Annotated in this window: 18 protein-coding genes and 1 tRNA gene; 10 read left to right on the forward strand and 9 right to left on the reverse strand. The window is 72.3% G+C overall.

Going from position 1 to position 23,116, the window contains the following annotated elements; genetic code table 11:
- Nucleotides 1-288 precede the first annotated feature (288 nt).
- From OG406_RS30045 to OG406_RS30060, 4 genes are all read left to right on the forward strand, one after another.
- Nucleotides 289-1,713, forward strand: a complete 1,425-nt coding sequence (locus tag OG406_RS30045) for a hypothetical protein (RefSeq protein WP_266612669.1) — start codon at nucleotides 289-291, stop codon at nucleotides 1,711-1,713.
- A 746-nt stretch (nucleotides 1,714-2,459) separates the two neighbouring features.
- Entirely contained in the window at nucleotides 2,460-3,923 is a 1,464-nt protein-coding gene (locus tag OG406_RS30050) for an alkaline phosphatase PhoX (RefSeq protein WP_329188777.1), read from the forward strand.
- Between the two features lie 81 nt (nucleotides 3,924-4,004).
- Nucleotides 4,005-4,074: transfer RNA gene (locus tag OG406_RS30055), tRNA-Met, on the forward strand.
- A gap of 377 nt (nucleotides 4,075-4,451) precedes the next feature.
- A complete protein-coding gene (locus OG406_RS30060) occupies nucleotides 4,452-6,038 on the forward strand; it encodes a TROVE domain-containing protein (protein ID WP_329188778.1) in 1,587 nt (528 codons plus the stop codon).
- Between the two features lie 405 nt (nucleotides 6,039-6,443).
- Here OG406_RS30060 and OG406_RS30065 read toward each other — a convergent pair whose 3' ends face one another.
- The 7 genes from OG406_RS30065 to OG406_RS30095 all read right to left on the reverse strand — a co-directional run bounded on the left by OG406_RS30065 (nucleotide 6,444) and on the right by OG406_RS30095 (nucleotide 13,837).
- Nucleotides 6,444-7,649 (reverse strand): TerD family protein, encoded by a 1,206-nt coding sequence (locus tag OG406_RS30065; RefSeq protein ID WP_266619901.1) that lies wholly within the window; start codon nucleotides 7,647-7,649, stop codon nucleotides 6,444-6,446.
- Nucleotides 7,650-7,753: 104 nt separating this feature from the next.
- Nucleotides 7,754-8,743: a zinc-dependent alcohol dehydrogenase family protein gene (locus tag OG406_RS30070; RefSeq protein WP_329188780.1), complete on the reverse strand. Its 990-nt coding sequence runs from the start codon at nucleotides 8,741-8,743 to the stop codon at nucleotides 7,754-7,756.
- The gene (locus OG406_RS30075) at nucleotides 8,740-9,591 is read right to left on the reverse strand and encodes a carbohydrate ABC transporter permease (protein WP_164370535.1); all 852 of its coding nucleotides are present in this window, start codon (nucleotides 9,589-9,591) and stop codon (nucleotides 8,740-8,742) included. The genes OG406_RS30070 and OG406_RS30075 overlap by 4 nt, the downstream gene beginning before the upstream one ends.
- Complete coding sequence (locus OG406_RS30080) at nucleotides 9,591-10,526, reverse strand: carbohydrate ABC transporter permease (RefSeq protein WP_164370534.1); 936 nt, start codon at nucleotides 10,524-10,526, stop codon at nucleotides 9,591-9,593. The genes OG406_RS30075 and OG406_RS30080 overlap by 1 nt, the downstream gene beginning before the upstream one ends.
- Nucleotides 10,523-11,893 carry an ABC transporter substrate-binding protein gene (locus tag OG406_RS30085; protein ID WP_329188783.1) on the reverse strand — a complete coding sequence of 457 codons (1,371 nt, stop codon included), beginning with the start codon at nucleotides 11,891-11,893 and terminating at the stop codon, nucleotides 10,523-10,525. The genes OG406_RS30080 and OG406_RS30085 overlap by 4 nt, the downstream gene beginning before the upstream one ends.
- A gap of 91 nt (nucleotides 11,894-11,984) precedes the next feature.
- Nucleotides 11,985-12,755, reverse strand: coding sequence for a DeoR/GlpR family DNA-binding transcription regulator (locus OG406_RS30090; protein ID WP_081223739.1), 771 nt, complete (start codon nucleotides 12,753-12,755; stop codon nucleotides 11,985-11,987).
- Between the two features lie 272 nt (nucleotides 12,756-13,027).
- The gene (locus tag OG406_RS30095) at nucleotides 13,028-13,837 is read right to left on the reverse strand and encodes an NAD-dependent epimerase/dehydratase family protein (protein WP_329188785.1); all 810 of its coding nucleotides are present in this window, start codon (nucleotides 13,835-13,837) and stop codon (nucleotides 13,028-13,030) included.
- Nucleotides 13,838-14,125: 288 nt separating this feature from the next.
- On the opposite strand from OG406_RS30095, the gene OG406_RS30100 reads away from it, so the two are divergent.
- Both OG406_RS30100 and OG406_RS30105 read left to right on the forward strand, forming a co-directional pair.
- Nucleotides 14,126-15,064 (forward strand): 5-dehydro-4-deoxyglucarate dehydratase, encoded by a 939-nt coding sequence (locus OG406_RS30100; RefSeq protein ID WP_329188786.1) that lies wholly within the window; start codon nucleotides 14,126-14,128, stop codon nucleotides 15,062-15,064.
- On the forward strand, nucleotides 15,061-16,227 hold the full coding sequence (locus OG406_RS30105) for a hypothetical protein (RefSeq protein ID WP_329188788.1): 1,167 nt from the start codon (nucleotides 15,061-15,063) through the stop codon (nucleotides 16,225-16,227). Before OG406_RS30100 ends, OG406_RS30105 begins: the two co-directional genes overlap by 4 nt.
- A gap of 104 nt (nucleotides 16,228-16,331) precedes the next feature.
- Here OG406_RS30105 and OG406_RS30110 read toward each other — a convergent pair whose 3' ends face one another.
- Both OG406_RS30110 and OG406_RS30115 read right to left on the reverse strand, forming a co-directional pair.
- Nucleotides 16,332-17,534: an MFS transporter gene (locus OG406_RS30110; protein WP_329188789.1), complete on the reverse strand. Its 1,203-nt coding sequence runs from the start codon at nucleotides 17,532-17,534 to the stop codon at nucleotides 16,332-16,334.
- 73 nt (nucleotides 17,535-17,607) lie between these two features.
- Entirely contained in the window at nucleotides 17,608-18,795 is a 1,188-nt protein-coding gene (locus OG406_RS30115; protein WP_329188790.1) for a serine hydrolase domain-containing protein, read from the reverse strand.
- A gap of 246 nt (nucleotides 18,796-19,041) precedes the next feature.
- Between OG406_RS30115 and OG406_RS30120 the strand changes: the two genes are divergently transcribed.
- The 4 genes from OG406_RS30120 (at nucleotide 19,042) to araD (ending at nucleotide 23,058) form a co-directional block, all read left to right on the forward strand.
- The gene (locus OG406_RS30120) at nucleotides 19,042-19,629 is read left to right on the forward strand and encodes a TIGR03086 family metal-binding protein (RefSeq protein WP_329188792.1); all 588 of its coding nucleotides are present in this window, start codon (nucleotides 19,042-19,044) and stop codon (nucleotides 19,627-19,629) included.
- Between the two features lie 143 nt (nucleotides 19,630-19,772).
- Nucleotides 19,773-20,435, forward strand: a complete 663-nt coding sequence (locus OG406_RS30125) for a GntR family transcriptional regulator (protein ID WP_164370526.1) — start codon at nucleotides 19,773-19,775, stop codon at nucleotides 20,433-20,435.
- Complete coding sequence (locus tag OG406_RS30130; RefSeq protein ID WP_329188794.1) at nucleotides 20,432-21,340, forward strand: dihydrodipicolinate synthase family protein; 909 nt, start codon at nucleotides 20,432-20,434, stop codon at nucleotides 21,338-21,340. Before OG406_RS30125 ends, OG406_RS30130 begins: the two co-directional genes overlap by 4 nt.
- Complete coding sequence (gene araD, locus OG406_RS30135; protein WP_329188795.1) at nucleotides 21,328-23,058, forward strand: L-arabinonate dehydratase; 1,731 nt, start codon at nucleotides 21,328-21,330, stop codon at nucleotides 23,056-23,058. The genes OG406_RS30130 and araD overlap by 13 nt, the downstream gene beginning before the upstream one ends.
- Nucleotides 23,059-23,116: the final 58 nt, after the last annotated feature.

Raw genomic sequence — 23,116 nt, forward strand, 5'->3', positions numbered from 1 at the left:
TCAGGGACATGAACCGGGCGGCATGGGTGGAAATCCGTCTAGGCTGAGCTGTTGGCACGGACGTCCCCGGCGGACTTCGGACCCCTCGGGTCCGTGACGCCCGGCGAGGTCCGGTGTCGGCCGCGGCCGACGGTGGCCCGCCACCGCCCGGCGCGGCCGAGGGCATGTCCGTGACGTCGCGTCGTCCGCCCGCCGGGCAGACGGGACGTTGCGGATGCGCCCTGGGGCGGCAGCCCGCCTGAACCGCTTGCCCTGCTCGTCGTGGTTGTTCGGAGGAGAACCCAGCCGATGTCAGACAGCTCCTTGCCGCCGGTGCGGCTGCTCCCCGAGGCCCAGCTGGCGCGGGACGCGCTCGCGGCGCCCCTGCTCTCCCGCGCCGCGCGGCTGGCCCGCTGGGCGAGCCCCGCCACCCGGGTCGGCGCCGGCGGCGAACTCGTCGAGGAACAGCTCCCCGAGGCCGCGGACGTCCTCGGTCTCACCGGCGACGACGCGGCCGCCTTCGCCGGCGAGGCCTGGCGGGTCGCCGTCGACACCGGACTCGTCGAGATCGTCGACGAGGAGGAAGGGACCGTCGGCGCGGGCGAGGACCTCGCCGTGCTCACCTCCGGCGCCCCGCAGGACGTCCTCGGCGTATGGCTCGGCGCCCTCGACACCGTCCTGGCCGACGCGAGCGTGCCCGACCTGGACGACCTCGTCGAGGCCATGGACGAGAGCGGCGAGATCGACCTCTCGTCCCTGGACTGGGACCCCGAGGCGGAGGCCGAGTTCCTCGACGGGGTGCTCGGCAACCTGTACCTGCTCACCGTCGGCGAGGACACGGCCGGCGAGGTCCCCGTACCGCTGCCCGCGCTCGCCGCCTCCATGATCGTGCCCGACGACATGGGAGAGCCCACCGACGACGTCCTGGAGCAGGTCTCGGACGCCATGATGCGGCTCGACGACCAGTTCCGGCTGCTGGAGCCCATCGGACTCGTCGCCTTCCAGCCCGTCGACGAGGCACTCATGGCCGACGCCGACGAGGAACCGGCCGCCCCCGTCGACGACACCGACATCGCGCGCTACGGCGTCGTCCGGCTGACCCCGCTCGGCCTCTACGGACTGCGCGCGCGGCTGGCTGAGGCCGGCTTCGACGCCCCCGCCGTCGGCGACCTCGCGGACAAGGGCGCCGACACCCTCCTCGACGGCACGTCCGGTTTCCCGCCGGCCGCCGCGCAGGCCGAGATCGAGCAGTGGCTCGCCCGGCGCGCCGTCCTGCCCGCCGCGGAGGAACTGCTGTCCGCGGCGCGCGGCGGCGACGCGGGCGCCCCGCTGCGCCGCCTGCACTGCCAGCAGGCGCTCGCCCTGGTCGGCGCGGAGGCCGAGCCCGCGCTGCGTTCCGTGCTCGACGACCCCGAGCTGGGGGGTCTCGCCCGCGTCTGGCTCTCCGAGAACGGCGCCACCGACGTGCCCCCGCCGTCCGAGGACCTCGTCTTCTGGCTCACCATCGACACGGTCGCGGCCCAGCTCGCCGCCGAGGGGAACTCCGACGAGCTCCAGGCCCTGGTGGAGGGTCTGGCGCAGCAGCACAGCGGCTTCTTCGACACCGCCTGGCGCGTCGGCCACCCGGCCACCCCGGACGTCCTCGACGCGATGGGGCGCCTGCACCCCGACAAGAAGATCGCCAAGGAAGCCCGCAAGGCGGCGTTCAAGGCGCGGTCGCAGCAAGCCGGATGACGACGGTCCGGGGTGCCCGCGCCGGGTGGCCGGGCACCCCGGACGGCCCCCGCCGGGCACCCGCAGCGGGTGGGTCCCGGCGGCGGAGGATCTTGACGGGTGCGGCGGCCTCCCCGCCTCGGAGCCGTGGTTGCCCGGCAGCTGCCCGCGCCGGGGCGGCGGCCCTGAGCGGCCCGTGCGGCCCTGTGCGATGAGAGCTCCGGCCCCGGGGCCCGGCGGTGTGGCCGGCCGTCCGCGCCGGGCGGGGTGCGCGGGCGGCCGGCTCTCATGGCGCGGGGCGGGGCAGCGCGAGCTGCCTTCCGGTGACGCCGATGAGCGCCCCCGCTACGGGTTTCACCTGGGCAGGCCGGTGAAGGTGGCGTCCGTGGCGCGGCAGGGCTGACTCTCCCCGCCGATGGCGCGTTGCCGGGGCTTGTGGGCGGCGGGCGCACTCCTCCGGGCCGGGTGACGGGCGTGTGGCGCCCGCGCCGACGCGTGGGCTCGCCTCGCCGGGTTCGGGCGTCGTGGCACGGTCGGAGCAGCCGGCTGCCGCTGGTGTGAGGGCGTGCGCGTCCCGTGCCGGGGCGGGGTTCGGTGCGGAGCTGCGAGTTCCGGATGCACCGGGTGGGTGGATTCATGGAAGCGGGACCCCTGAAGTCGGCGCGCGTTCAACTCGCGTTCAGCCGGGGGCGGGACGGTGTGGCCGCGTACGAGGTCGCCATCCGCCGCCCACGGCAGCCCGAGTCCACCGTCACAGGAGACATCACATGTCGCTCACCCGCAGGGACTTCGCCAGACAGTCCGCGATCACCGGTGCAGGCGTGGCCCTGGTCGGCAGCGTAGGCGCCCTCGCCACCGCTCCCAACGCGCTCGCGGCCACCGAGACGGAGACGGAGGCCGCGGACTCCGCGGAGGCCCGGCACGGACACGGGCACGGCGGCGTCGGCTACGGGCCGCTCGTCACCGACCCCGAGGGCCTTCTCTCGCTCCCCGCCGGGTTCACGTATCGCGTGATCACGCACAGCGGAAAGACCAAGCTGGAGTCGGGCGAGTTCACTCCCTCCAACCACGACGGCACCTCCACCTTCAGCGGCCCGCGCGGCGCCACCCTCCTCGTCAACAACCACGAACTGGCCGGCCCGCGCGCCAACTGGCCCTACCCCGTGCCGCTCACCGAGGGACTCGTCTACGACCCCGCCGCCGCGGGCGGCTGCACGGTCGTCGAGGTACGCCGCGACAAGGTCGCCGAGTGGGTCGGCATCGCCGGCACGGCCACCAACTGCGCCGGGGGCAACACCCCTTGGGGCACCTGGCTCACCTGCGAGGAGACCGAGGACAAGGCCGGCACCAACGGCTTCACCAAGGACCACGGCTACGTCTTCGAGGTCGACCCCGAGGACCGCCGCCGCAACCGGAACCCCAAGCCGATCAAGGCACTCGGCCGCTACGCGCACGAGGCCGTCGTCGTCGACCCCAAGCGCGGCCGCCTCTACCTCACCGAGGACGCGTCGGGCCCCAACGGCCTGCTCTACCGCTGGACGCCCCCGCAGGGCTTCGAGCACGGCCACGGACAGCTGCGCACCCTCGGCGACACCGACGGCTCGCTCCAGGCCTTCAAGTGCTTCGACTCCGGCGGCCGTTACGTCGACGACCTCTCCCGCGCCACGAAGATCGGCACGGTGTACGGCGTGGACTGGGTCGACGTCCCCGACCGCGACGCCAAGGCGGTCTCCGTCCGCAAGCAGTTCACCGACGGCCAGGTCACCCGCGCCCGCAAGCTCGAAGGCATGTGGTGGGGCGACGGCGGCATCTACATCGTCTCCTCCTACGCCCGCACCGAGAGCCCCGGCCAGGCCCACGACGGCGCCGTCTGGTTCTACGACCCCAAGCGCCGCACCCTGACGCTGAAGGTCCTCATCGGCGTGAACCCGGACCCGTCGGTCGACGGCAACTTCGACGGCCCCGACAACATCACCGTCTCCCCGTACGGCGGCCTCGTCATCGCCGAGGACGGCGAAGGCGTCCAGCACCTCTTCGGCGCCACCGAGAGCGGCCGCACGTACCCCATCGCCCGCAACGAACTCAACATCGGCACCGCCGAGGACCCCGAGTACAGCGAGTTCACCGGCGTCACCTTCTCGCCCGACGGCCGGACCCTTTACGCCAACATCCAGGTGCCGGGCATCATGGTCGCCATCACGGGCCCCTGGAAGCGGCAGAAGCGCGGCTGAACTCCTCCCCTGTAACTCCCCCGTATTCACCGGCGTTTAATTCGCTCGCCCGACCCGCGGCCGCCTGCCTAAAGTGATGAACGTCCAGGTGCGAAGGCAGGACCTACTTCCACTCATAATGGGGCGGCCGCGGGTTCGAGTCCCGTCACCGGCACAACGCGCCGGTGTAGCTCAGGGGTTAGAGCACCTACGTCGGTTCCGCCGACCTGAACTCTGGACACCACAACTTCACGCACCTCCCGGTGCGCGGGCCGCGGCTACTTCTCTTCCAAAGAATCCACGCCGCGGCCGACCTGATCTCGGGAGGCGCAGCTCATGGTGGGTGCCCGGTGCGCAGGCAGCGGATACTTCGGGAACTGGTGGGGCCACAACCTCATGCGGGTTCGAATCCCGTCATCGGCTTCGGGCCGGTGTGGCGGAACGGAAGACGCGCCAGTTTATAAGCAACCGTCGCCGACCCCTGATCTCGGGCACCCTCCATTTTCTGTGCCTCCCTCCGAAACGCTTCTGAATTCGGGGGAATTCATCATGGCACGCTTCAACATCCGCACCGCGAAGGCACAGCCCGCCTCGCGCGTGACCTCCACCGGCCGCGTCCTGCGCACACACCAGGGCGGCCGGGGACACGAGCGCGACGCGCGCTCCGAGCTCTTCCTGCTCGCGATCGCCAACCTCGTTGCGCAGCAGACCTTCTACGAGACCGGCTCCGACCGCGACGACCGGTTCGCCGCGCTCGTCCGGGAGCTCGCCGTCAGCGACCCGTCGTGGACGGCCGCCCTCCTCGGCTGGCTGCGCACCGACGGCAACCTCCGCACGGCCTCGATCGTCGGCGCCGCCGAGTACGTCAAGGCGCGCCTCGACGCGGGGGTCACCGACGGACCCGCCAACCGGCAGGTCGTCGACTCCGTGCTGCGCCGCCCCGACGAGCCGGGCGAGCTGCTCGCGTACTGGACCTCCCGGTTCGGCCGCAACGTGCCCAAGCCCGTGAAGCGGGGCGTCGCCGACGCCGTACGCCGTCTCTACGGCGCCAGGTCCCTGCTGAAGTACGACACCACGTCCAAGGGCTACCGCTTCGGCGACATCCTCAACCTCGTGCACGCGGCGCCCGACCCGGCGAAGCCGTGGCAGGGCGACCTGTTCCGGTACGCGCTGGACCGGCGCCACAACCCGGACCGGGCCGAGGTCCCCACGTCCCTGTCCGCGCTCGTCGCCCACCGCGAGCTGATGGCGCTGCCGTCCGCCGAGCGGCGCGCGGTCGTCACCGGTCCTGACGGGGCGCGGCGGCTCGCCGAGGCGGGCATGACCTGGGAGGCGCTGGCCGGCTGGCTCCAGGGCCCCATGGACAAGGCCGCCTGGGAGGCCGTCATCCCCTCCATGGGGACGATGGCACTCGTCCGCAACCTGCGGAACTTCGACGAGGCGGGCGTGAGCGACGAGGTGGCGGCGCGGGTCGCCGCGAGGATCAGCGACCCGGTCGAGGTCGCGCGCTCGCGGCAGTTCCCGTTCCGGTACCTCGCCGCGTACCAGCACGCACCGTCGCTGCGCTGGGCGTATCCGCTGGAGCAGGCGCTCGGGCACTCGCTGGCCAACGTGCCCGCGCTGCCCGGGCGGACGCTGGTGCTCGTCGACCGCTCGGGGTCGATGTTCTACTCGCGGCTGTCCGACCGCTCCGAGCTGAACCGGGCCGACGCGGCGGCGATCTTCGGTACGGCGCTGGCGCTGCGGGTGGCGGACGCGGATCTCGTCGAGTTCGGCACGAGTCACCGGCGAGTGCCGTTCCGGGCCGGGGAGTCGGTGCTGAAGGTTCTCGAGCGGTTCGGGGATCTGGGGGGTACGAACACGAGCGAGGCGGTGCGGGCGCACTACCGGTCGCACGACCGGGTGATCATCGTCACCGACGAGCAGGCGGCGCACAGCTCGTTCGGTGACCCGACCTCGCAGGTCCCGGGGCACGTGCCGGTCTACACGTGGAACCTCGCGGGGTACCGCGCGGGCCACGGTCCGTCGGGGAAGGGGAACCGGCACACGTTCGGCGGGCTCTCGGACGCGGCGTTCCGGCTGGTGCCGCTGTTGGAGTCGGCGCGGGATGCGGAGTGGCCGTGGGCGGTGGCGTGAGGGCGGCTGCGCGCCGGGCGTTCCGGGTGCCCCCGGCGTCGGCTCCGGCTTCGGCTGCGGTCCGGTGGGTGGGGCGGGGCCGTGCCGGTACATCCGCCCGTCGCCGTTGAATCAGACGTGGGTCGAGAGGCGGGAGCTGCTCGATCCGGGCGTAAGCGACGGGCATGTGATGTACCGGCACGGCCCCTCCCGCCGGATGCCGTCTGCGGGCAGCGACTGGCCGGGGCGCGTCCCTTTCGTCGGGTGCCGGGTGCGGGCGTGAATTTCAGCCCCTCCGGCGTTTGAGGAGCGGGGTCTGGGGCGGAGCCCCAGGTGTGGGTTGGGTAGGGGCGGAGGGGGCGAGAGAAGGCTTGGGGGGCCCACCCCGGGGTCGGGGGAGATGACCTGCCGGGGTGGGGCCGGGGGTCAGAGGGACTGGGCTGCGGGCTTGACCATGCCGCGGACCGTGCGGCCCTTGACGAACTCGCCCATGGCGGTCATCTCCCACTCCCCGGAGAACTGCTTGACCAGCTTCGCCATCATCACGCCCGTCTGCGCCTCCGCGTTGGTGAGGTCGAAGCGGACGAGCTCCTCGCCGGTGGCGGCGTCGATGAGGCGGCAGTAGGCCTTGGCGACCTCGGTGAACTTCTGGCCGGAGAAGGAGTTGACCGTGAAGACGAGGCCGGTGACCTCCTGGGGGAGCCGGCCGAGGTCGACGGTGATCACCTCGTCGTCCCCGCCGCCCTCACCGGTGAGGTTGTCCCCGGAGTGCTTGATCGCGCCGTTCACGATCGACAGCTTGCCGAAGTAGCAGCTGTCGATGTGGTTGCGCTGCGGGCCGTACGCGATGACCGAGGCATCCAGGTCGATGTCCTTGCCGCGGTACGCGGGCTCCCAGCCGAGACCCATCTGGACCTGGGAGAGGAAGGGACGGCCGCCCTTGACCAGGGACACCGTCTGGTTCTTCTGGAGGCTGACCCGGCCCTTGTCGAGGTTGATCTTGCCGGCGCCCGGTGCCGCGGCGGGGGGCGCAGGGGGAGCAGCCGGGGCGGGCGGGGCGGAGAGGCGGGGGTCCGCGGCCGGTGCCGGGGGTGTCACGGGTGCCTGCGGTGCGGGGGCCGGCTGGGCGGCGGGAGCGGGCTCCTCCACGCTCACGCCGAAGTCGGTGGCGATGCCCGCCAGGCCGTTCGCGTACCCCTGGCCGACGGCGCGGGCCTTCCACGCGCCGTTGCGGAGGTAGACCTCGACGATCACCAGGGCCGTCTCCGTGCCCAGCTGGGGCGGGGTGAAGGTGGCCAGCACCGCGTTGTCGTCCGCGTTGCGGATGGTGGCGGTGGGCTCGATGCCCTGGAAGGACTGGCCCGCGGCGTCCGGACTCGCGGTGACGACGATCTTCTCGATGCCCGGCGGGACCGCCGCGGTGTCGACGATGATCGCGTCCGGCGCCGTGCCGCCGCCGGAGCGGTAGGTCACGCCGGGACCGGCGGGCTGGTTGTAGAAGATGAAGTCCTCGTCGGAGCGCACCTTGCCGTCGGCGGTGAGCAGCAGGCTCGACACGTCGAGCCGCACCGGAGCGGTGACGTCCACCGTCACGCGCGAGACGGGGAGAGGGATGTTCGAGCCGGGGGTCATAGCTGTCATGACTGGGGTAACGAGCGGAGGCGCTTTACCGTTCCCTTACCCAAGAGTGACGTGCGGCGGGGGCCCCGGAGACGCCCCGCCGCCCGGTTCTCCGGTCAGGGGACGACGACGATCTTCCGTCCGACGCCCGAGGCGAACTGCTCCAGGGCCTCGGGATAGCTGGTCAGCGGGAGGCGGTCGCTGATGAAAACCGACGGGTCGAGCACCCCTGTCGCGAAGAGCTCCGCCGCGCGCTCGAAGCTGTGCAGCACGGCCATCGAGCCGGTGATGGTGATCTCCTGGTTGTAGATGCGGTACGGGTCGATGGTGACCCGCGTCGCGTAGTCGGCGACACCGAACTGGAGGAAGGTGCCGGCCTTGGCGACCCGGTCGAGGCCGTCCTGGATGGCGGCGGCGTTCCCGGTGGCGTCGATGACCAGGTCCCAGCCCTGGGGGCGGTCCAGCTCGTCGGGGTTCGCGGCGGACGCGGAGACGCCGAGCTGCCGGGCGGTCGCGAGGCGGTCCGCGTTGAGGTCGACGACGTCGACGCTGGCGGCGCCGGTGCGCTTGGCGAGCTCCAGCATCATCAGGCCCATGGTCCCGGAGCCGTAGATGAGGACGTGGGCGCCGAGGCGGGACTGCAGGACGTCGTAGCCGCGGACGGCGCAGGAGAGCGGTTCGACGAGGGCCGCGTCCTGGGTGCGGACGTGCTCGGGGAGCTTCACGCAGTTGGCGACGGAGGCGGTCGCGTACTGGGCGGCTCCGCCCGCGGTGGTGACGCCGATCGCGGCCCACCGCTCGCAGAGGTTGTTGTGGCCCGTACGGCAGTACCGGCACTCGTAGCAGTACAGGGACGGGTCGACGGCGACCCGGTCGCCGACGGAGAGTTCGGTGACCTGGGTGCCGACGCCGACGATCTCGCCCGCGAACTCGTGGCCCGGCACGATCGGCAGCTTGGGCGCGAACTCGCCCTGGAGGATGTGCAGATCGGTGCCGCACAGGCCGCAGGCAGCGACCTCGACCACGACCTCGCGGGGGCCGGGCGTCGGGTCCGGGACCTCGGCGACGACGGCACGGCCGACGGACTCGATGACAGCGGCCTTCATTTCACGGCTCCCAACGACAGGCCCTGGACGAGTTTGTCCTGGGCGGCGAACCCCGCGGCGAGCACCGGCAGGGAGACGACGAGCGACGCGGCGCACACCTTGGCCAGGAACAGGCCCTGGCTGGTGATGAATCCGGTGAGGAACACGGGGGCGGTCTCGGCGACCACCCCCGTGAGCACCCGGGCGAAGAGCAGCTCGTTCCAGCTGAAGATGAAACAGATGAGGGCGGTCGCGGCGATGCCCGGCAGCGCGATGGGGGCGACCACGCGGGCGAGGACGGTCGGCAGCCGGGCCCCGTCGATCTGCGCCGCCTCGATCACCGCCACCGGGACCTCGGCGAGGAAGGACTGCATCATCCACACCGCGATCGGCAGGTTCATCGAGGTGTAGAGGATGACCAGCAGCCAGATGTTGTCGAGCATGCCGGTGTTCTTGGCGAAGAGGTAGATCGGCAGGAGGCCGGCCACGACGGGGAGCATCTTGGTCGACAGGAAGAAGAACAGGACGTCGGTCCACTTCTTCACCGGGCGGATGGAGAGCGCGTACGCCGCCGGGAGGGCGAGGAGCAGCACGCAGAGGGTGGAGACGACCGAGGCCACCGTGGAGTTGAGGAGCGCGGGCCAGGGGCTCGCGCCGCCGCCCGTGCCGAAGAAGTCCCGGTAGCCGTCGAGGGTGAGGGAGGCGCCGAACGCGGGCGGGTTCTTGGCCGCGTCGGACTCGGAGTGGAACGAGGTCAGCGCCATCCAGGCGATGGGCAGGAAGAACACGATGCCGAGCGCCCAGGCGACCAGGCCCAGGCCTGCCCCCTTGGCGCGGCGGGGGCGGGCGTTCGTCGCGGTGGTACTCATCAGCGGGACGCCTCCTCGCGGAACAGGGACGACACGACGCGCAGGGCGAAGGTCGCGATGATGATCGAGCCGATGACGACCAGGACGCCCGCGGCCGAGGCGAGGCCGTTCTCGTGGGCCTGGTAGAAGCTCTGGTAGACGGTGTAGGGCAGGTTCGCGGTGCCCAGGCCGCCGGAGGTGAGGGTGAACACCGCGTCGAAGTTCTGGACGATGTAGATCGAGCCGAGGAGCGCGCCGAGTTCGAGGTAGCGGCGCAGGTGCGGCAGGGTCAGGTACCGGAAGACCTGCCAGTTGCTCGCTCCGTCGACCTGGGCGGCCTCCATCTGCTGGTGGTCGCGGCTCTGCAGGCCGGCGAGCAGGATCAGCATCATGAACGGCGTCCACTGCCAGACGAGCGAGGCCTCGACCGCGAGCAGCGGTGTGGTGGAGATCCAGTCGGGCTGGGGGCCGCCCACGGCGTGCAACAGCCCGTTGAGCAGGCCGTATTCGGGGTTGTAGAGCACGTGCTTCCACAGCAGGGCGGCGGCGACCGGGACGACCAGGAACGGGGCGATCAGCAGCGTGCGGACGATGCCGCGGCCCCGGAACCTCCGGTCCAGGAGCAGGGCGAGGACCAGACCGAGGACGAGGCTGACCAGGACGACGGTGACGGTCAGCAGGATCGTCGTCCAGACGGAGTGCCGCAGGTCCGCGTCGCTCAGGACGTCCGAGTAGTTGCCGAGGCCGGTGAAGTGGCGGGCCTTCGGGTAGAGCGCGTTCCAGTCGAAGAACGAGATCACCAGGGTGGCCACGAAGGGGAGTTGGGTCACCACGATCATGAAGATCAGAGCGGGGAGCAGGGGGCCGCGTCTGGCCCAGGCGCGCAGCCGGGCCGACGGTTGTCCGAGGGTGCGTACGGGTGGGGCGGCCACGCGGGCCGTTGTCGTGGCGGTCATCGTCCCTCGTACTCCTTGGAGATCTTCTCGGCGAGTTTCTGGGACTTGCTCAGGGCCGCGTCGACGGACTGGCGTCCGGCGATGGCCGCGCTGATCTCCTGCGAGACCTTGGTGCCGAGGTCGGTGAACTCGGGGATGCCGACGAACTGGATGCCGGGAGCGGGGCGCGGCTGGACGCCGGGGTCCTTGGGCCGGGCGCCCTCGATGGCCTCGCGGGTCATGTCCTGGAACGCCGCGGCCTCCTTGCGGTAGGCGGCGTTGGTGTACGTGGAGGCGCGCTTGCCCGCCGGTACGTCGGACCAGCCGGCGGTGTCCCCGACGAGTTGCTCGTACTGCTTGCTGGACGCCCAGGAGACGAACTGCCAGGCCTTGTCCGAGTTGTGCGAGGCCTTCTGCATGCCCCAGGCCCAGGTGTAGAGCCAGCCGGAGGACTTCGTCTTCTCGACCGGCGCGGGGACGTAGCCCAGCTTGCCCTTGACCGGGGAGTCCTTGGCCTCCAGCAGGCCCGCGGCGGAGGTGGCGTCGTACCACATGGCGGTCTTGCCCTGCGTCATGTTGTTGAGGCACTCGGCGAAGCCGGCCTGGGCGGCGCCGGACTCGCCGTGCTCGCGGACGAGGTCCACGTAGAACTTGGTGGCCTTCTCGAACTCGGGTGAGTTCAGGCGGGCTTGCCAGTCCTTGTCGAACCAGGTGCCGCCGAAGGTGTTCACGACGGTGGTGAGCGGGGCCATGATCTCGCCCCAGCCGGGCAGGCCGCGCAGGCAGATGCCCTTCATGCCCGACTCGGCGCCGTCCGCCTTCGCCGCGAGGTCGCCGACCTGCTGCCAGGTGGGGTGCGCGGGCATCTTCAGGCCCTTCGCGGCGAACACGTCCTTGCGGTACATGAGGAAGGACGACTCGCCGTAGAACGGCTGCCCGTAGAGCTTGCCGTCGTCGGCGGTCAGCGACTGCCGCATGGGCTTGAGGATGTCCTGCTCGTCGTACGCGCCGTCCTTCGCGACGTAGGAGTCCATCTCGTGCAGCCAGCCGTTGCGGGCGTAGATGGGTATCTCGTAGTTGGACAGCGTGGCGACGTCGTACTGGCCGGCCTGGTTGGCGAAGTCCTGGCTGATCTTGTCGCGGACGTCGTTCTCCGGCAGCACGGTGAAGTTCACCTTGATACCGGTGTCCTTGGTGAAGTGGGCCTTGGTGAGCTTCTGCAGCTCGACCATCTGCGGGTTGTTCACCATCAGGACGTTGATGGAGTTCCCGCCGGAGCCCGCCCCGCCCGCTCCGGCCCAGCAGCCGGAGAGGAGCGGGGTGAGCAGCGTCCCTGCGGCGGCCGCGACGAGCAGTGTGCGCGGCCTCCGTCGGCTCGGGGTTCGCATGGATCACTCCTGGAGGAATGGGGAGACAACGGGCGGTGCGAGGCATGGGGGTGCCCCGGAGGGATGGATGTGGAGCGGGGGCGTTCGGTTGTCAGACGCGGATGACCTGGGGGCCCTGCAGCGAGTAGCGGTGCGCCTCGGACGCCGGGAGCAGCGTGCTCGTGACGATCGCCTCCAGGGCGCTGATGTCGGCGAACCGGCAGAAGCTGACGGCGCCGAACTTGGTGTGCACCCCGGCGAAGACGGTGCGCCGGGACGCCCTGATCGCCTGCGCCTTGACCTCGCTGACGGCCGGGTCGGGGGTGGTGAGGCCGTGTTCGCGGGAGATGCCGTTGGCGCCGATGAAGGCCAGGTCGATGACGAAGCCGGCGAGCATCTTCGTCGTCCAGTGGTCGACGGTGGCGAGGGTGCCGGGCCGGACCCGGCCGCCGAGCAGCAGCACGCTGGTGTTCTCGGCCTCGGCGAGCGCGCCGGCGGTGGCGAGCGAGGCGGTGACGACGGTCAGCTGCCTGTCCCGGGGGAGCGCCTCGGCGATGAGCTGCGGGGTGAAGCCCTCGTCGACGAAGACGGTCTCGGCGTCCCCGAGCAGTTCGGCCGCCGCGGCGGCGATCCGGCGCTTCTCGGGCACGTGGCTGGTGGTGCGGAAGGCGAGCGTGGTCTCGAAGCCGGCGCTCTCCACCGGGTAGGCGCCGCCGTGTGTGCGGCGTACCAGGCCGTGGTCCTCCAGGGTGCGCAGATCGCGCCGTACGGTCTCCTTCGCGACGCCCAGGGTGACGGCGAGTTCCGTGACGTCGACCGAGCCGGTGCGGCGCGCGACCCGGACGATCTCGCGCTGCCGTTCTTCCGCCGTCATGGCCGTCATGGCTCTCACCCGCTCCCTCGCGCTCCGTCGCGCAGTGCCCGTTCGGGCCCGGTGGAGCCCTTCAGGGAAGTTCTACAGCGGGTGACGGTCACTGACCAGGCCTGTTAGCTGCCCGATCCTGCCCGGCTGTGCCCGTTCGGCCTCACCGTCATCGGCGGTCGACCTGGGACGGAGCGTGCGGAGGGGTGTGATCGGGCAGGGTTCGTGCCCGAACAGGGAAGCGGGCGGGCCCGTTCGGTGCCCGCCCGCCGTCTCGCCTGCCGGTCGCCGTGTCAGTACGGCCAGATCGGCGGGTGCGTGGTGAAGTGGCCGCCCAGGTGGGCGTGGTCCGGGTTGTCCGGGTCGAGATCGCCCTGCTCGGCGATGAGCTTCTCGGCGTACGGTTCGGAGTCGTCGTGCGGCTCGTAGCCGAGGGCCCGGGCGGTCGAGAGGTCCCACCACAGGCGCGTGTTGGCGGAGGAGCCGTAGACGACGGTGTGTTCCACGCCCTCGGCGGTGAGGGCGGCGTGGAAGAGACGGGCGCCGTCCTCGGGGCTCATCCAGACCGACAGCATGCGCACGCTGCTGGGCTCGGCGAAACAGGAGCCGATCCGCACCGAGACGGTCTCCAGGCCGTGCTTGTCCCAGTACAGCTGGGCGAGGTCCTCGCCGAACGACTTGGACAGGCCGTAGAAGGTGTCCGGGCGGCGTGGGGTGTCGACCGGGATCAGCGGATCGTCACCCTGCGGGCGCGGGGTGAATCCCACCGCGTGGTTGGAGGAGGCGAAGACGATCCGGCGTACGCCCTCCTCGCGCGCCGCCTCGTACAGGTTGTACGTCCCCTCGATGTTGGCCTTGAGGATCTTGTCGAAGGAGGACTCCAGGGAGATCCCCGCGAGGTGGACGATCGCGTCGACCCCCCGTACGGCCTCGCGCAGCGCGGCCCGGTCCCCGAGGTCGGCGGTGATCGCGCCGGGTTCGCCCTCGACGGGGAGCATGTCGAGCAGCCGGAGCTCGTAGCCGTACCGCGGCAGCAGCCCGCGCATCAGGGTGCCGAGTCCGCCGGCGGCGCCGGTGAGCAGAACGGTGCGGGGAGCGGGCATGCGGGGGTCTCCTCGGTGCGGGCCGGTGTGCCGGGGCGGGGGCTCCGTCGGACGGCCGGCGGGCGTCCGCCAGGCGGCCGTATTCATGTACGAGATTCACATCCGTGGACACGCTAAGGATCGCCGACGTGCCGCGTCAAGTGTCGCGCGGAGGGGCGAAATCCGCCTTCGTGTTGCGCGTTTGCGCGCTTGACCGGCCCGGAGGTGGCGGCTTAGCGTGGGCGCGTTCAGAAATATGGACGTGGATCAGAAGCGTGCACTCGGTGGGCACCTTTTTAGGGAGAGTCCGTGACGTCAGCCCCTCTCGCCGCCCGGCTGAAAATCCCCAGCGGGCCGCTGTTCTTCCCCGTCACCGCGTACGGTCCCGACGGCGCCGTCGATCTCGACGTCTACCGGGAGCACGTGCGGCGCGGCGTCGAGGCCGGAGCCGCCGCGGTCTTCGCGGCCTGCGGCACGGGCGAGTTCCACGCGCTCACGCCGGAGGAGTTCGAGGCGTGCGTGCGGACCGCCGTGGAGGCGACCGCGGGACGGGTGCCGGTGGTCGCGGGCGCCGGATACGGCACCGCGCTCGCCGTCCGCTACGCCCGCCTCGCGGAGGCCGCCGGGGCCGACGGACTGCTCGCCATGCCGCCCTACCTGGTGGTCGCCGGGCAGGAGGGACTGCTGCGCCACTACCGGGAGGTCGCCGCCGCCACCCCCCTGGACGTCATCGTCTACCAGCGCGACAACGCCGTGTTCACCCCCGAGAGCGTGGTCGAGCTCGCCCGCACCGACGGGATCATCGGCTTCAAGGACGGCCTCGGCGACCTGGACCTGATCCAGCGGACCGTGAGCGCCGTCCGCAGCGAGGTGCCCGGCGAGTTCCTCTACTTCAACGGCCTGCCGACGGCCGAACTGACCGGACTCGCCTACCGGGGTGTGGGCATCACGCTCTACTCCTCGGCGGTCTTCTGCTTCGCCCCCGAGATCGCCCTGGCCTTCCACCGGGCGCTGAACTCCGGGGACGACACGACGGTGAACCGGCTGCTGGACGGCTTCTACCGGCCCTTCGTCGACCTGCGGGCCCAGGGCCGCGGCTACGCGGTCGCCCTCGTGAAGGCCGGGGTGCGGCTGCGCGGACTGGACGTCGGCGAGGTGCGGCCCCCGCTGCACGAGCCCACCGAGGACCACGTGAAGCAGCTCGCCCAGCTGACCGACCGCGGGTACGCGCTGCTGGAGGAGATGTGAGGGCGTCCGCGTTCCTGTACCCGTGGGACGTCAACGGAGACCCCGAGGCCGCCGCACGGACCGCCGCGCTCGGCGTGCACCAGGTGACGCTCGCCTCCGCCTACCACTCCACCCGCGCGCTGACCCCCCGCCACCCCCGTCACCGCGTCGTCACGGCCGAACACGCCGCCGTGCTCTACCCGTTGGACGAGGCCCGCTGGGCGGAGCGCGTCCCGCGCCCCTACCCGGCCGGGGACTGGGCGCCCGGTGACGCGTACGGCGAGGCCGCCGCGGCACTGGCCGGCGCCGGGCTCGACGTGCACACCTGGGTCGTCCTCGCGCACAACTCCCGTATGGGGGACGACCATCCGTCGACCTCCGTCGTCAACGCCTACGGGGACCGCTACCCGTGGGCTCCCTGCATCGCCCAGCCCGCCACCCGCGCCTGCCTGACCGACCTGGCGGCGGAGGCCGCGGTCCGCCCCGGCGCCGCCGGTACGGAACTGGAGTCGCTCGGCTGGTACGGACTCGCCCATCTGCACGCCCACGACAAGATCGGCGGCGTCCCGCTCGGGGACGCCGGCCACTACCTCATGTCGCTCTGCTTCTGCCCCGCGTGCGCCGAGGGGTACGACCGGCACGGCCTGGACGCCGAGGAACTGGCGTCCTTCGTGCGGAGCGCGCTGGACCCGGTCTGGCGCGGGGCCCCGTCGGACGGCGGCTGGGCCGGAGTGGAGAAGCTCCTCGGCGCGGAGACCGCCGCGGCCACCCGTGCCTGGCGGGACACGGTGGCCCGCTCGCTCCAGGAGGAGACGGTCCGCGCCGTACGCTCCGCCGCACCCGCGGGCTTCCAGATCCTGCTGCACGCCGACCCCGTCTCCTTCCACTGCGGCGCCAACGCGGGCGTCGACCCGCGGCACATCCTGTCCGTGGCGGACGGCGTGGTCGTCCCGTGCACCGGAGGGACGGGCCTGCTCGCCCCGTTCGCGGAGACGGCCGCCCCCGGCACGGTCCTCGCCGCCAACTTCACCGTGGTGTCCGGAATGGGCGGCCACCCGGACACCCTCTCCAGGGACGCGGCCCGCGCGGCGGACCTGGGCGCGACGGAACTCCGGCTGTATCACGCGGGCCTGGCCTCGGACCAGGACCTGGAGCGGGTGAGGCAGGCACTGGCAGGCTTGTGACCCGGGGGATCCAGCCCCTCCGGGGGCATGTGACGAGCGGGGTCCGGGGCGGAGCCCGGGGGACGGGACGGGCAGGGCTGAGGGGGTGAGACACCGCGGCGCGCTCACCCCCGTACCGCGGCCGGGGCACCCCGCACGAGAGGCCCCAGCGTCACGAGCCGGGCAACACCCAGCACGGGCAACAGGACCCGGAGATCGACGAGTTCGACCAGGCCCGCGCCGAGGGCGAGCCCGACGGCGTTGGGCGCGTACAGCAGTGTGTTCAGCGAGGCGGACGCACGCCCCAGCAGTTCCGCCGGCGTCTCCCGCTGCACCGCCGTGAACGCCGCGACGAGCACGCACGGCAACCCGATTCCCACCCCCACACTGCAGGCGAGCGCCACCGCGTCCACGGGAACGGCCCGCAGGGTCACCGCGACGGCGGTGAGCGCGATCCCGCAGGCGGCGAACCGCCGCTCGCCGAGCCTGCGCAGCAGCGTCCCGGCCGCCGGTCCCACGGCCACGGACCCGGCGCCCTGGGCGACGTACAGCAGCCCGACGTAGGCGGGGGAGTGACCGAGCCCCTCCGCCACCGCGTACACCGTGGCGCCGTTGATCCCGGCGAAGAGCATGGTGGTCCCGCCGGCGAGGACCAGCGGCCACAGACCGGGATGTGACCGCAGATGCCGGACGCCCTCCGCGGTCCGGGCCCGCAGGCTTCCGGTGGGCCCGGCCTCCCCCGACGTCGGGGTCTCACGCACCCGCAACAGCGCGTACACCCCCGCCGCCAGCGCGAACGTCGCCGCGTCCAGCAGAGCGACGCGGGGGCCGCCGTACGCCGCGTAGAGGCCCGCCCCGGCGAGCGGGGCCACCAGCTTCATGCCCTCGGTGGCCGTCATGCGCAGGCCGTTGAAGTCCCCGAGGAGACGCCCGTCGAGCACCGTCGCCAGCAGGGCGGACTCGGCGGCGTCCTGGACGACACCGACGGCGCCGTAGACCAGGAGCACTCCGAACAGGATCCACAGGCCGCCCCGGCCGTCCACGGCGTACAGGACGGGCAGCAGGGCGGCGAGCAGGAGGTTCGTCGCGAGGAGCAGCGGGCGGCGGCGGGTGCGGTCGGCGAGGGTGCCGAGCGCGGGGCCGACGAGCGTGGGAGCCCAGAGGGCGAGGACGCAGAGCGCCGCCAGCCCGTCGGAGCCCGTCAGGTCCTTCACCCAGATGCCCGAGACCAGCCACATCGCCGACGTCCCGAAGCCGGAGACGACCACCGCGGCCAGATACAGGCCGGCGTCGCGGTCACCCAGAACACGCGCTCCTGTCCATGTCATGGCAGGTGATCGTGGTCCTAAGGCGACCGCGCCGGGATCGGGCAACTGCCGTATCCGCGGGGCCGGAGAGCCCTCAGTCCCGCAGCAGCGAGCAGACGAAGTTCTCCTCGACCCCGCGCAGCTTCTCCAGCAGTTCCGGCTTGGTCTCCTTGTTCACCTGGGTGGTGAGGGAGAACGTCAGCGACCGCCGGCCGTCGGGCGTCGCCGCGATCAGCTGCGTGTAGCCGGGGAAGTTGCCGGTGTGGCCGAGGACCACGCCGCAGCGGGTCGTGTAGCGGAAGATCGCCTCGCCCGCCTCGTTCCTGCCCGGGCCCGCGGGCTCCGAGGCGCCGTCGACCCAGCGGCGCTGCTCGCGCAGGGTGGCCGGGGAGATCAGGGACCCGCTCGCGTAGCCGCGGACGAAACGCGTCAGGTCCGCGGGGGTCGAGACGATGCCGCCCGACGCCCAGACGCCCGAGGCGCCGAGCGCCTCGCTGACGTCCTCCGGCGGGTTGGGCGGCACCACGTCGTAGCCGTGCATGTACGGCTCGGGCAGCCGGTAGCCCTGCGGGAGGCTGGTGTCGCGCAGGCCGAGTGGGCGGTAGACGAGGCCGCGCAGCAGGTCCTCGTAGCGCTTGCCTGTCGCTGCCTCGGCCATCAGCGCGACCGCGATGTTGTCGGAGTTCGAGTACATGTACCGCGACCCCGGACGGAACAGCAGCGGTTCGCCGGCCACGTAGTCGAGGAGGCGCCGGGAGTCGAAGCGGTGGTGCGGATCGGCGGTGAGGACCTTGATGAACTCGGGGCTCTGCGTGTAGTCGGGCAGCCCGCTGGTGTGGTTGAGGAGCTGGCGCAGCGTCACCGCGCGCCACTTCTTCGGCAGCGACGGCAGCCGGCGCCCGATGGTGTCCCCGAGCCGGAGCGCGCCCTTGTCGACCAGGCCCAGCGCGACGGCGCCGCTGAACGCCTTCGCCGTGCTGGCGATCCGCATGTGGTCGTCGGGAGAGATCGGACGGCCGCTCGCGATGTCCGCCACACCGGCGCGCACGACGCGGGTGTCGCCGCCCCGGCGCAGGACGGCGATGACACCGGGCGGCCCGCCGGGGCTGCGCACCAGGTCGTCGAGCTGCTTGCGCAGCGCCCGGTCGTGGTCCCGGTCGGCCGACGCGGCGGTGTCCGCGCCGGCGGGTGCGGACACGATGCCGGTCAGGCAGGCGGCGGCCAGCAGCGCGCCGAGCGGCACGCGCCATCGGGGGCGGTGGGACAGGGGTGACGAAGGCATGGGGTTCTCCCGAGTCGGACGGAGCGGAGCACGCCCAGCTTCGATCCCGTGCCCGCCGTCCGCCCGCGCCGCTGCTGCATACGGCGGAGCGGGCGGACGGCATCGGTCCGGCCGGCCCACTGCCCGGCGGCCCGGGCGGGGGCCGTCGCCGGGCGACCGATGAGTTCCGCGCGCCGGCGGGGTCCACATCAGGAGTGGACCCACGTCCCCGGAGACCCCGGGTTCGTACATGCCAAGGAGAAGCGGATGACCGGCCAGACCTTCGACCTCGGGCCGCAGGCCCTGATCGTGGCGCGTCTCGCGGAGGGCGTCACGGACGCGCACCTCGACGGCGCCACCCCGTGCCCGGAGTACGCGGTGCACCACCTCCTCGGACACCTGACGGGCCTGGCCGTCGCCTTCCGGGACGCCGCGCGCAAGGACCTGGGCGCGACCACCGACACCGCCCCCGACTCCGCGCTGCCCGACATCGGGCCCGACTGGCGCGAGGCCCTTCCGAAGGCGCTCGACGAACTCGCCGACGCCTGGCGGGACCCGGCCGCCTGGACCGGCACCACCCGGGCGGGCGGGGTGACCCTGCCGGGTCCGGTGGCGGGTGCCGTGGTCGCCGACGAACTCGTCGTGCACGGCTGGGACCTCGCCCGCGCCACCGGCCAGGAGTACACCCCCGACGAGGCGGCCCTGCAGGCCGCGCACGGCTTCCTCGCCGCCGTGGCCGAGGACCCGACGGGCGGCGGAGGCATCTTCGGTCCCGTCGTGCCGGTGCCCGACGACACGCCCCTCCTCGACCGCGCGATCGGGCTCAGCGGCCGCGACCCCGGCTGGACCCCGTAGGGCGTGTCCGCGGCCCGTTCCGGATCCCCCAACCGGTTTTCCTGTCAGAAGTGTTGACGGGGCGAGGTGCCTCTCCTACTTTCAACGCGTCGTACTTCGTACGTCATATATGAGACGCGATATGTGAGATACGAGAGGCGCGCATGACGGCTGTGCCCATGCCCACCCCGATCCCGTCCCGCACCCAGGTGGTGCTGGACGGGATCAAACACCGCATCCTCACCGGGCAGTTGCCGCCGGGGGCGGCCCTGGTCGAGACCGACCTCGCCGCACAGTTCGGTGTGTCGAAGACACCCGTGCGCGAGGCGCTCAAGACCCTGGCCGGCACCGGGCTCGTGGTGATGAACCAGTACAAGGGCGTCACGGTGCGCATGGTGGACGCGGACATGGCGCGCGAGGTCTACGACGTGCGGCTGCTCCTCGAACCCGAGGCGCTGCGCCGGTCGGTGCGCCTCGGTGCCGGCCTCGACGCCGCCCGGGACGCGCTGACCCGTGCCGACGGCGCCGACGACACCGCCGAACGCTCCCTCGCCAACCGGGAGTTCCACCGCGCCCTCTACGTGTCGTGCGGCAATCCGCTGCTCGGCCGGATGCTCGACGAGGTCCGCGACCAGGCGGCCCTCGTCTCGGCGGTCGCCTGGGCGGCCGACCCCTCCTGGGAACGGGAGGCGAGCGAACACCGGGAGATCCTGCGGCTCGCGCTCGCCGGCGACGCCGACGGAGCGGCGGGAGCGCTGCACGCCCACATCGCGTCGTTCGTGCAACGGGCCTTCCCCCAGGGCCGGGTGGAGGGCGGGCAGGAATGACAGCGACGTTCGAGACCCAGCGGACCGCCCTCGCCGAGGTCGTGGCGATCCCGGTGACACCGTTCGCCGAGGACGGCACCGTCGACCGCGCCGCCCACCGGGCCCTGCTGCGCCGGCTGATCGACGGAGGGGTCCGCACCCTCACCCCCAACGGAAACACCGGCGAGTTCTACGCCCTCACCCCCAAAGAGCGGCGGCTCGTCCTGGAGTCGACCGTCGAGGAGGCCGCTGACCGGGCGGTCGTGCTCGCCGGGGTCGGCCACGACGTGCCGACCGCCGTCGCCTCCGCACGGCACGCCGCCGGCCTCGGCGCCGCGATGGTGATGGTCCATCAGCCCGTCCACCCCTACGTCTCCGAGGGCGGCTGGGTCGACTACCACCGGGCCGTCGCCGAGGCCGTACCCGACCTGGGTGTCGTGCCGTACATCCGCAACCCGCTGCTCCCGGGCGAGCGGCTCGCCGAACTCGCGGACGCCTGCCCGAACGTCGTCGGAGTGAAGTACGCCGTCCCCGACGCCGCCCGCTTCGCCGCCTTCGCGCGGGACGCCGGGCTGGAACGGTTCGTCTGGGTCGCCGGACTCGCCGAACCGTACGCGCCCTCCTACTTCTCGGCCGGGGCCACCGGCTTCACCTCGGGCCTGGTGAACGTCGCTCCGACCCTCTCCCTGAACATGATCGAAGCGCTCCGGTCCGGCGACTACCCCGCCGCGATGAAGGTCTGGGAGCAGATCCGCCGCTTCGAGGAACTGCGCGGGGCCAACGCCTCCGCGAACAACGTGACCGTGGTCAAGGAGGCCCTGGCCTCGCTCGGTCTGTGCCGCCGCGACGTGCGCCCGCCCAGCCGGCCGCTGGCCGAGAGCGAGCGCTCCGAGGTCGCCGCCATAGCCGCCGGGTGGCCCCTGTGAAGCGGCCCGAGGACCTGCGCAGCCATCAGTGGTACGGCACCGAGGGGCTCCGCTCGTTCAGCCACCGGGCCCGGACCCGGCAGCTCGGCTACCTTCCCGAGGAACACCTCGGCAAGCCGGTCGTCGCGATCCTCAACACCTGGTCCGACATCAACCCCTGCCACGTCCACCTGCGGGAGCGCGCACAGGCCGTGAAGCGGGGCGTGTGGCAGGCCGGGGGATTCCCGCTCGAATTCCCGGTGTCCACGCTGAGCGAGACCTTCCAGAAGCCGACCCCGATGCTCTACCGCAACCTCCTCGCCATGGAGACGGAGGAGTTGCTGCGGTCCTACCCGGTCGACGGCGCGGTACTGATGGGCGGCTGCGACAAGTCGACTCCCGCGCTGCTCATGGGTGCGGCCTCGGTCGACCTGCCGGCCGTCTTCGTGCCGGCCGGGCCGATGCTCCCGGGCCACTGGCGCAACGAGGTCCTCGGCTCCGGCACCGACATGTGGAAGTACTGGGACGACCGGCGGGCCGGACTCATCGGTGACTGCGAGATGGCCGAGCTGGAGAGTGGGCTCGCGCGGTCGCCGGGACACTGCATGACGATGGGTACGGCGTCCACGCTGACGGCCGCCGCGGAGGCGCTCGGCGTCACCGTGCCCGGCGCGTCGAGCATCCCCGCCGTCGACTCGGGGCATGAGCGGATGGCCGCGGCCGCCGGCCTCCGGATCGTCGAACTCGTCCGCCAGGAACGCAGGTTGAGCGACATCCTCACCGCCGACGCCTTCGAGGACGCGGTGACCACCGTGCTCGGCCTGGGCGGCTCGACGAACGCCGTGATCCATCTGATCGCCATGGCCGGACGCGCCGGTGTCACCCTCACGCTCGACGACTTCGACCGGATCGCCCGGACCGTGCCGGTGCTCGCCAACGTCCGGCCCGGCGGACGGATGTACCTCATGGAGGACTTCCACTTCGCGGGTGGGCTGCCCGGGTTCCTGTCGCGGATCACCGACCTGCTGCACCTGGACCGGCCCACGGTGTCCCACGACAGCCTGCGCGAGCAGCTGGCGGACGTGCGGGTGCACGACGACGACGTCATCCGCCCCCGGGAGAACCCGGTCGCGGCCGAGGGAGGGGTGGCCGTCCTGCGGGGCAACCTCTGCCCGGACGGCGCCGTCATCAAGCACATCGCCGCCGAGCCGCACCTGCTCCGGCACACCGGTCCCGCGGTCGTCTTCGACGACTACCGCACGATGCAGCGGACCATCGACGACCCGTCGCTCGGCATCACCGCGGACAGCGTGCTGGTGCTGCGGGGCGCGGGGCCCAAGGGCGGTCCCGGCATGCCCGAGTACGGCATGCTCCCCATCCCCGAGTACCTGCTCAAGCAGGGCGTCCGGGACATGGTGCGGATCTCCGACGCCCGGATGAGCGGCACGAGTTACGGCACCTGCGTGCTGCACGTGGCGCCCGAGTCGTACGTCGGCGGCCCGCTCGCCCTGGTGCGCACCGGCGACCCGATCACCCTCGACGTCGCCGCACGGTCACTCCGGCTCGACGTGGACGACACGGAGCTGGAGCGCAGGCGGGCGGAGTGGACGCCGCCCCCCGTCCGGTACGAACGCGGCTACGGCGCGCTCTACACCGAGCAGATCACCCAGGCCGACACCGGCTGCGACTTCGCGTTCCTGGCCCGGCCGGGAACGGTGCAGGACCCGTACGCGGGCTGAGGTGCCCGCACCCGCACGGGGAAGTGCCGGACCCATGGGGTCGTAGCAAGCGCTTCCT

The organism is Streptomyces sp. NBC_01428 (assembly GCF_036231965.1).
Classification (GTDB): domain Bacteria; phylum Actinomycetota; class Actinomycetes; order Streptomycetales; family Streptomycetaceae; genus Streptomyces.

Excerpts from the sequence above, each read along its gene's own strand:
- OG406_RS30050 (WP_329188777.1), top strand. The coding sequence starts at position 2,460 with ATGTCGCTCACCCGCAGGGACTTCGCCAGACAGTCCGCGATCACCGGT.
- OG406_RS30075 (WP_164370535.1), bottom strand. The coding sequence starts at position 9,591 with ATGAGTACCACCGCGACGAACGCCCGCCCCCGCCGCGCCAAGGGGGCA.
- OG406_RS30070 (WP_329188780.1), bottom strand. The coding sequence starts at position 8,743 with ATGAAGGCCGCTGTCATCGAGTCCGTCGGCCGTGCCGTCGTCGCCGAG.
- OG406_RS30045 (WP_266612669.1), top strand. The coding sequence starts at position 289 with ATGTCAGACAGCTCCTTGCCGCCGGTGCGGCTGCTCCCCGAGGCCCAG.
- OG406_RS30095 (WP_329188785.1), bottom strand. The coding sequence starts at position 13,837 with ATGCCCGCTCCCCGCACCGTTCTGCTCACCGGCGCCGCCGGCGGACTC.
- OG406_RS30120 (WP_329188792.1), top strand. The coding sequence starts at position 19,042 with ATGACCGGCCAGACCTTCGACCTCGGGCCGCAGGCCCTGATCGTGGCG.
- OG406_RS30080 (WP_164370534.1), bottom strand. The coding sequence starts at position 10,526 with ATGACCGCCACGACAACGGCCCGCGTGGCCGCCCCACCCGTACGCACC.
- OG406_RS30115 (WP_329188790.1), bottom strand. The coding sequence starts at position 18,795 with ATGCCTTCGTCACCCCTGTCCCACCGCCCCCGATGGCGCGTGCCGCTC.
- OG406_RS30090 (WP_081223739.1), bottom strand. The coding sequence starts at position 12,755 with ATGACGGCCATGACGGCGGAAGAACGGCAGCGCGAGATCGTCCGGGTC.
- OG406_RS30125 (WP_164370526.1), top strand. The coding sequence starts at position 19,773 with ATGACGGCTGTGCCCATGCCCACCCCGATCCCGTCCCGCACCCAGGTG.
- OG406_RS30130 (WP_329188794.1), top strand. The coding sequence starts at position 20,432 with ATGACAGCGACGTTCGAGACCCAGCGGACCGCCCTCGCCGAGGTCGTG.
- OG406_RS30085 (WP_329188783.1), bottom strand. The coding sequence starts at position 11,893 with ATGCGAACCCCGAGCCGACGGAGGCCGCGCACACTGCTCGTCGCGGCC.
- OG406_RS30065 (WP_266619901.1), bottom strand. The coding sequence starts at position 7,649 with ATGACCCCCGGCTCGAACATCCCTCTCCCCGTCTCGCGCGTGACGGTG.
- OG406_RS30110 (WP_329188789.1), bottom strand. The coding sequence starts at position 17,534 with ATGACATGGACAGGAGCGCGTGTTCTGGGTGACCGCGACGCCGGCCTG.
- OG406_RS30060 (WP_329188778.1), top strand. The coding sequence starts at position 4,452 with ATGGCACGCTTCAACATCCGCACCGCGAAGGCACAGCCCGCCTCGCGC.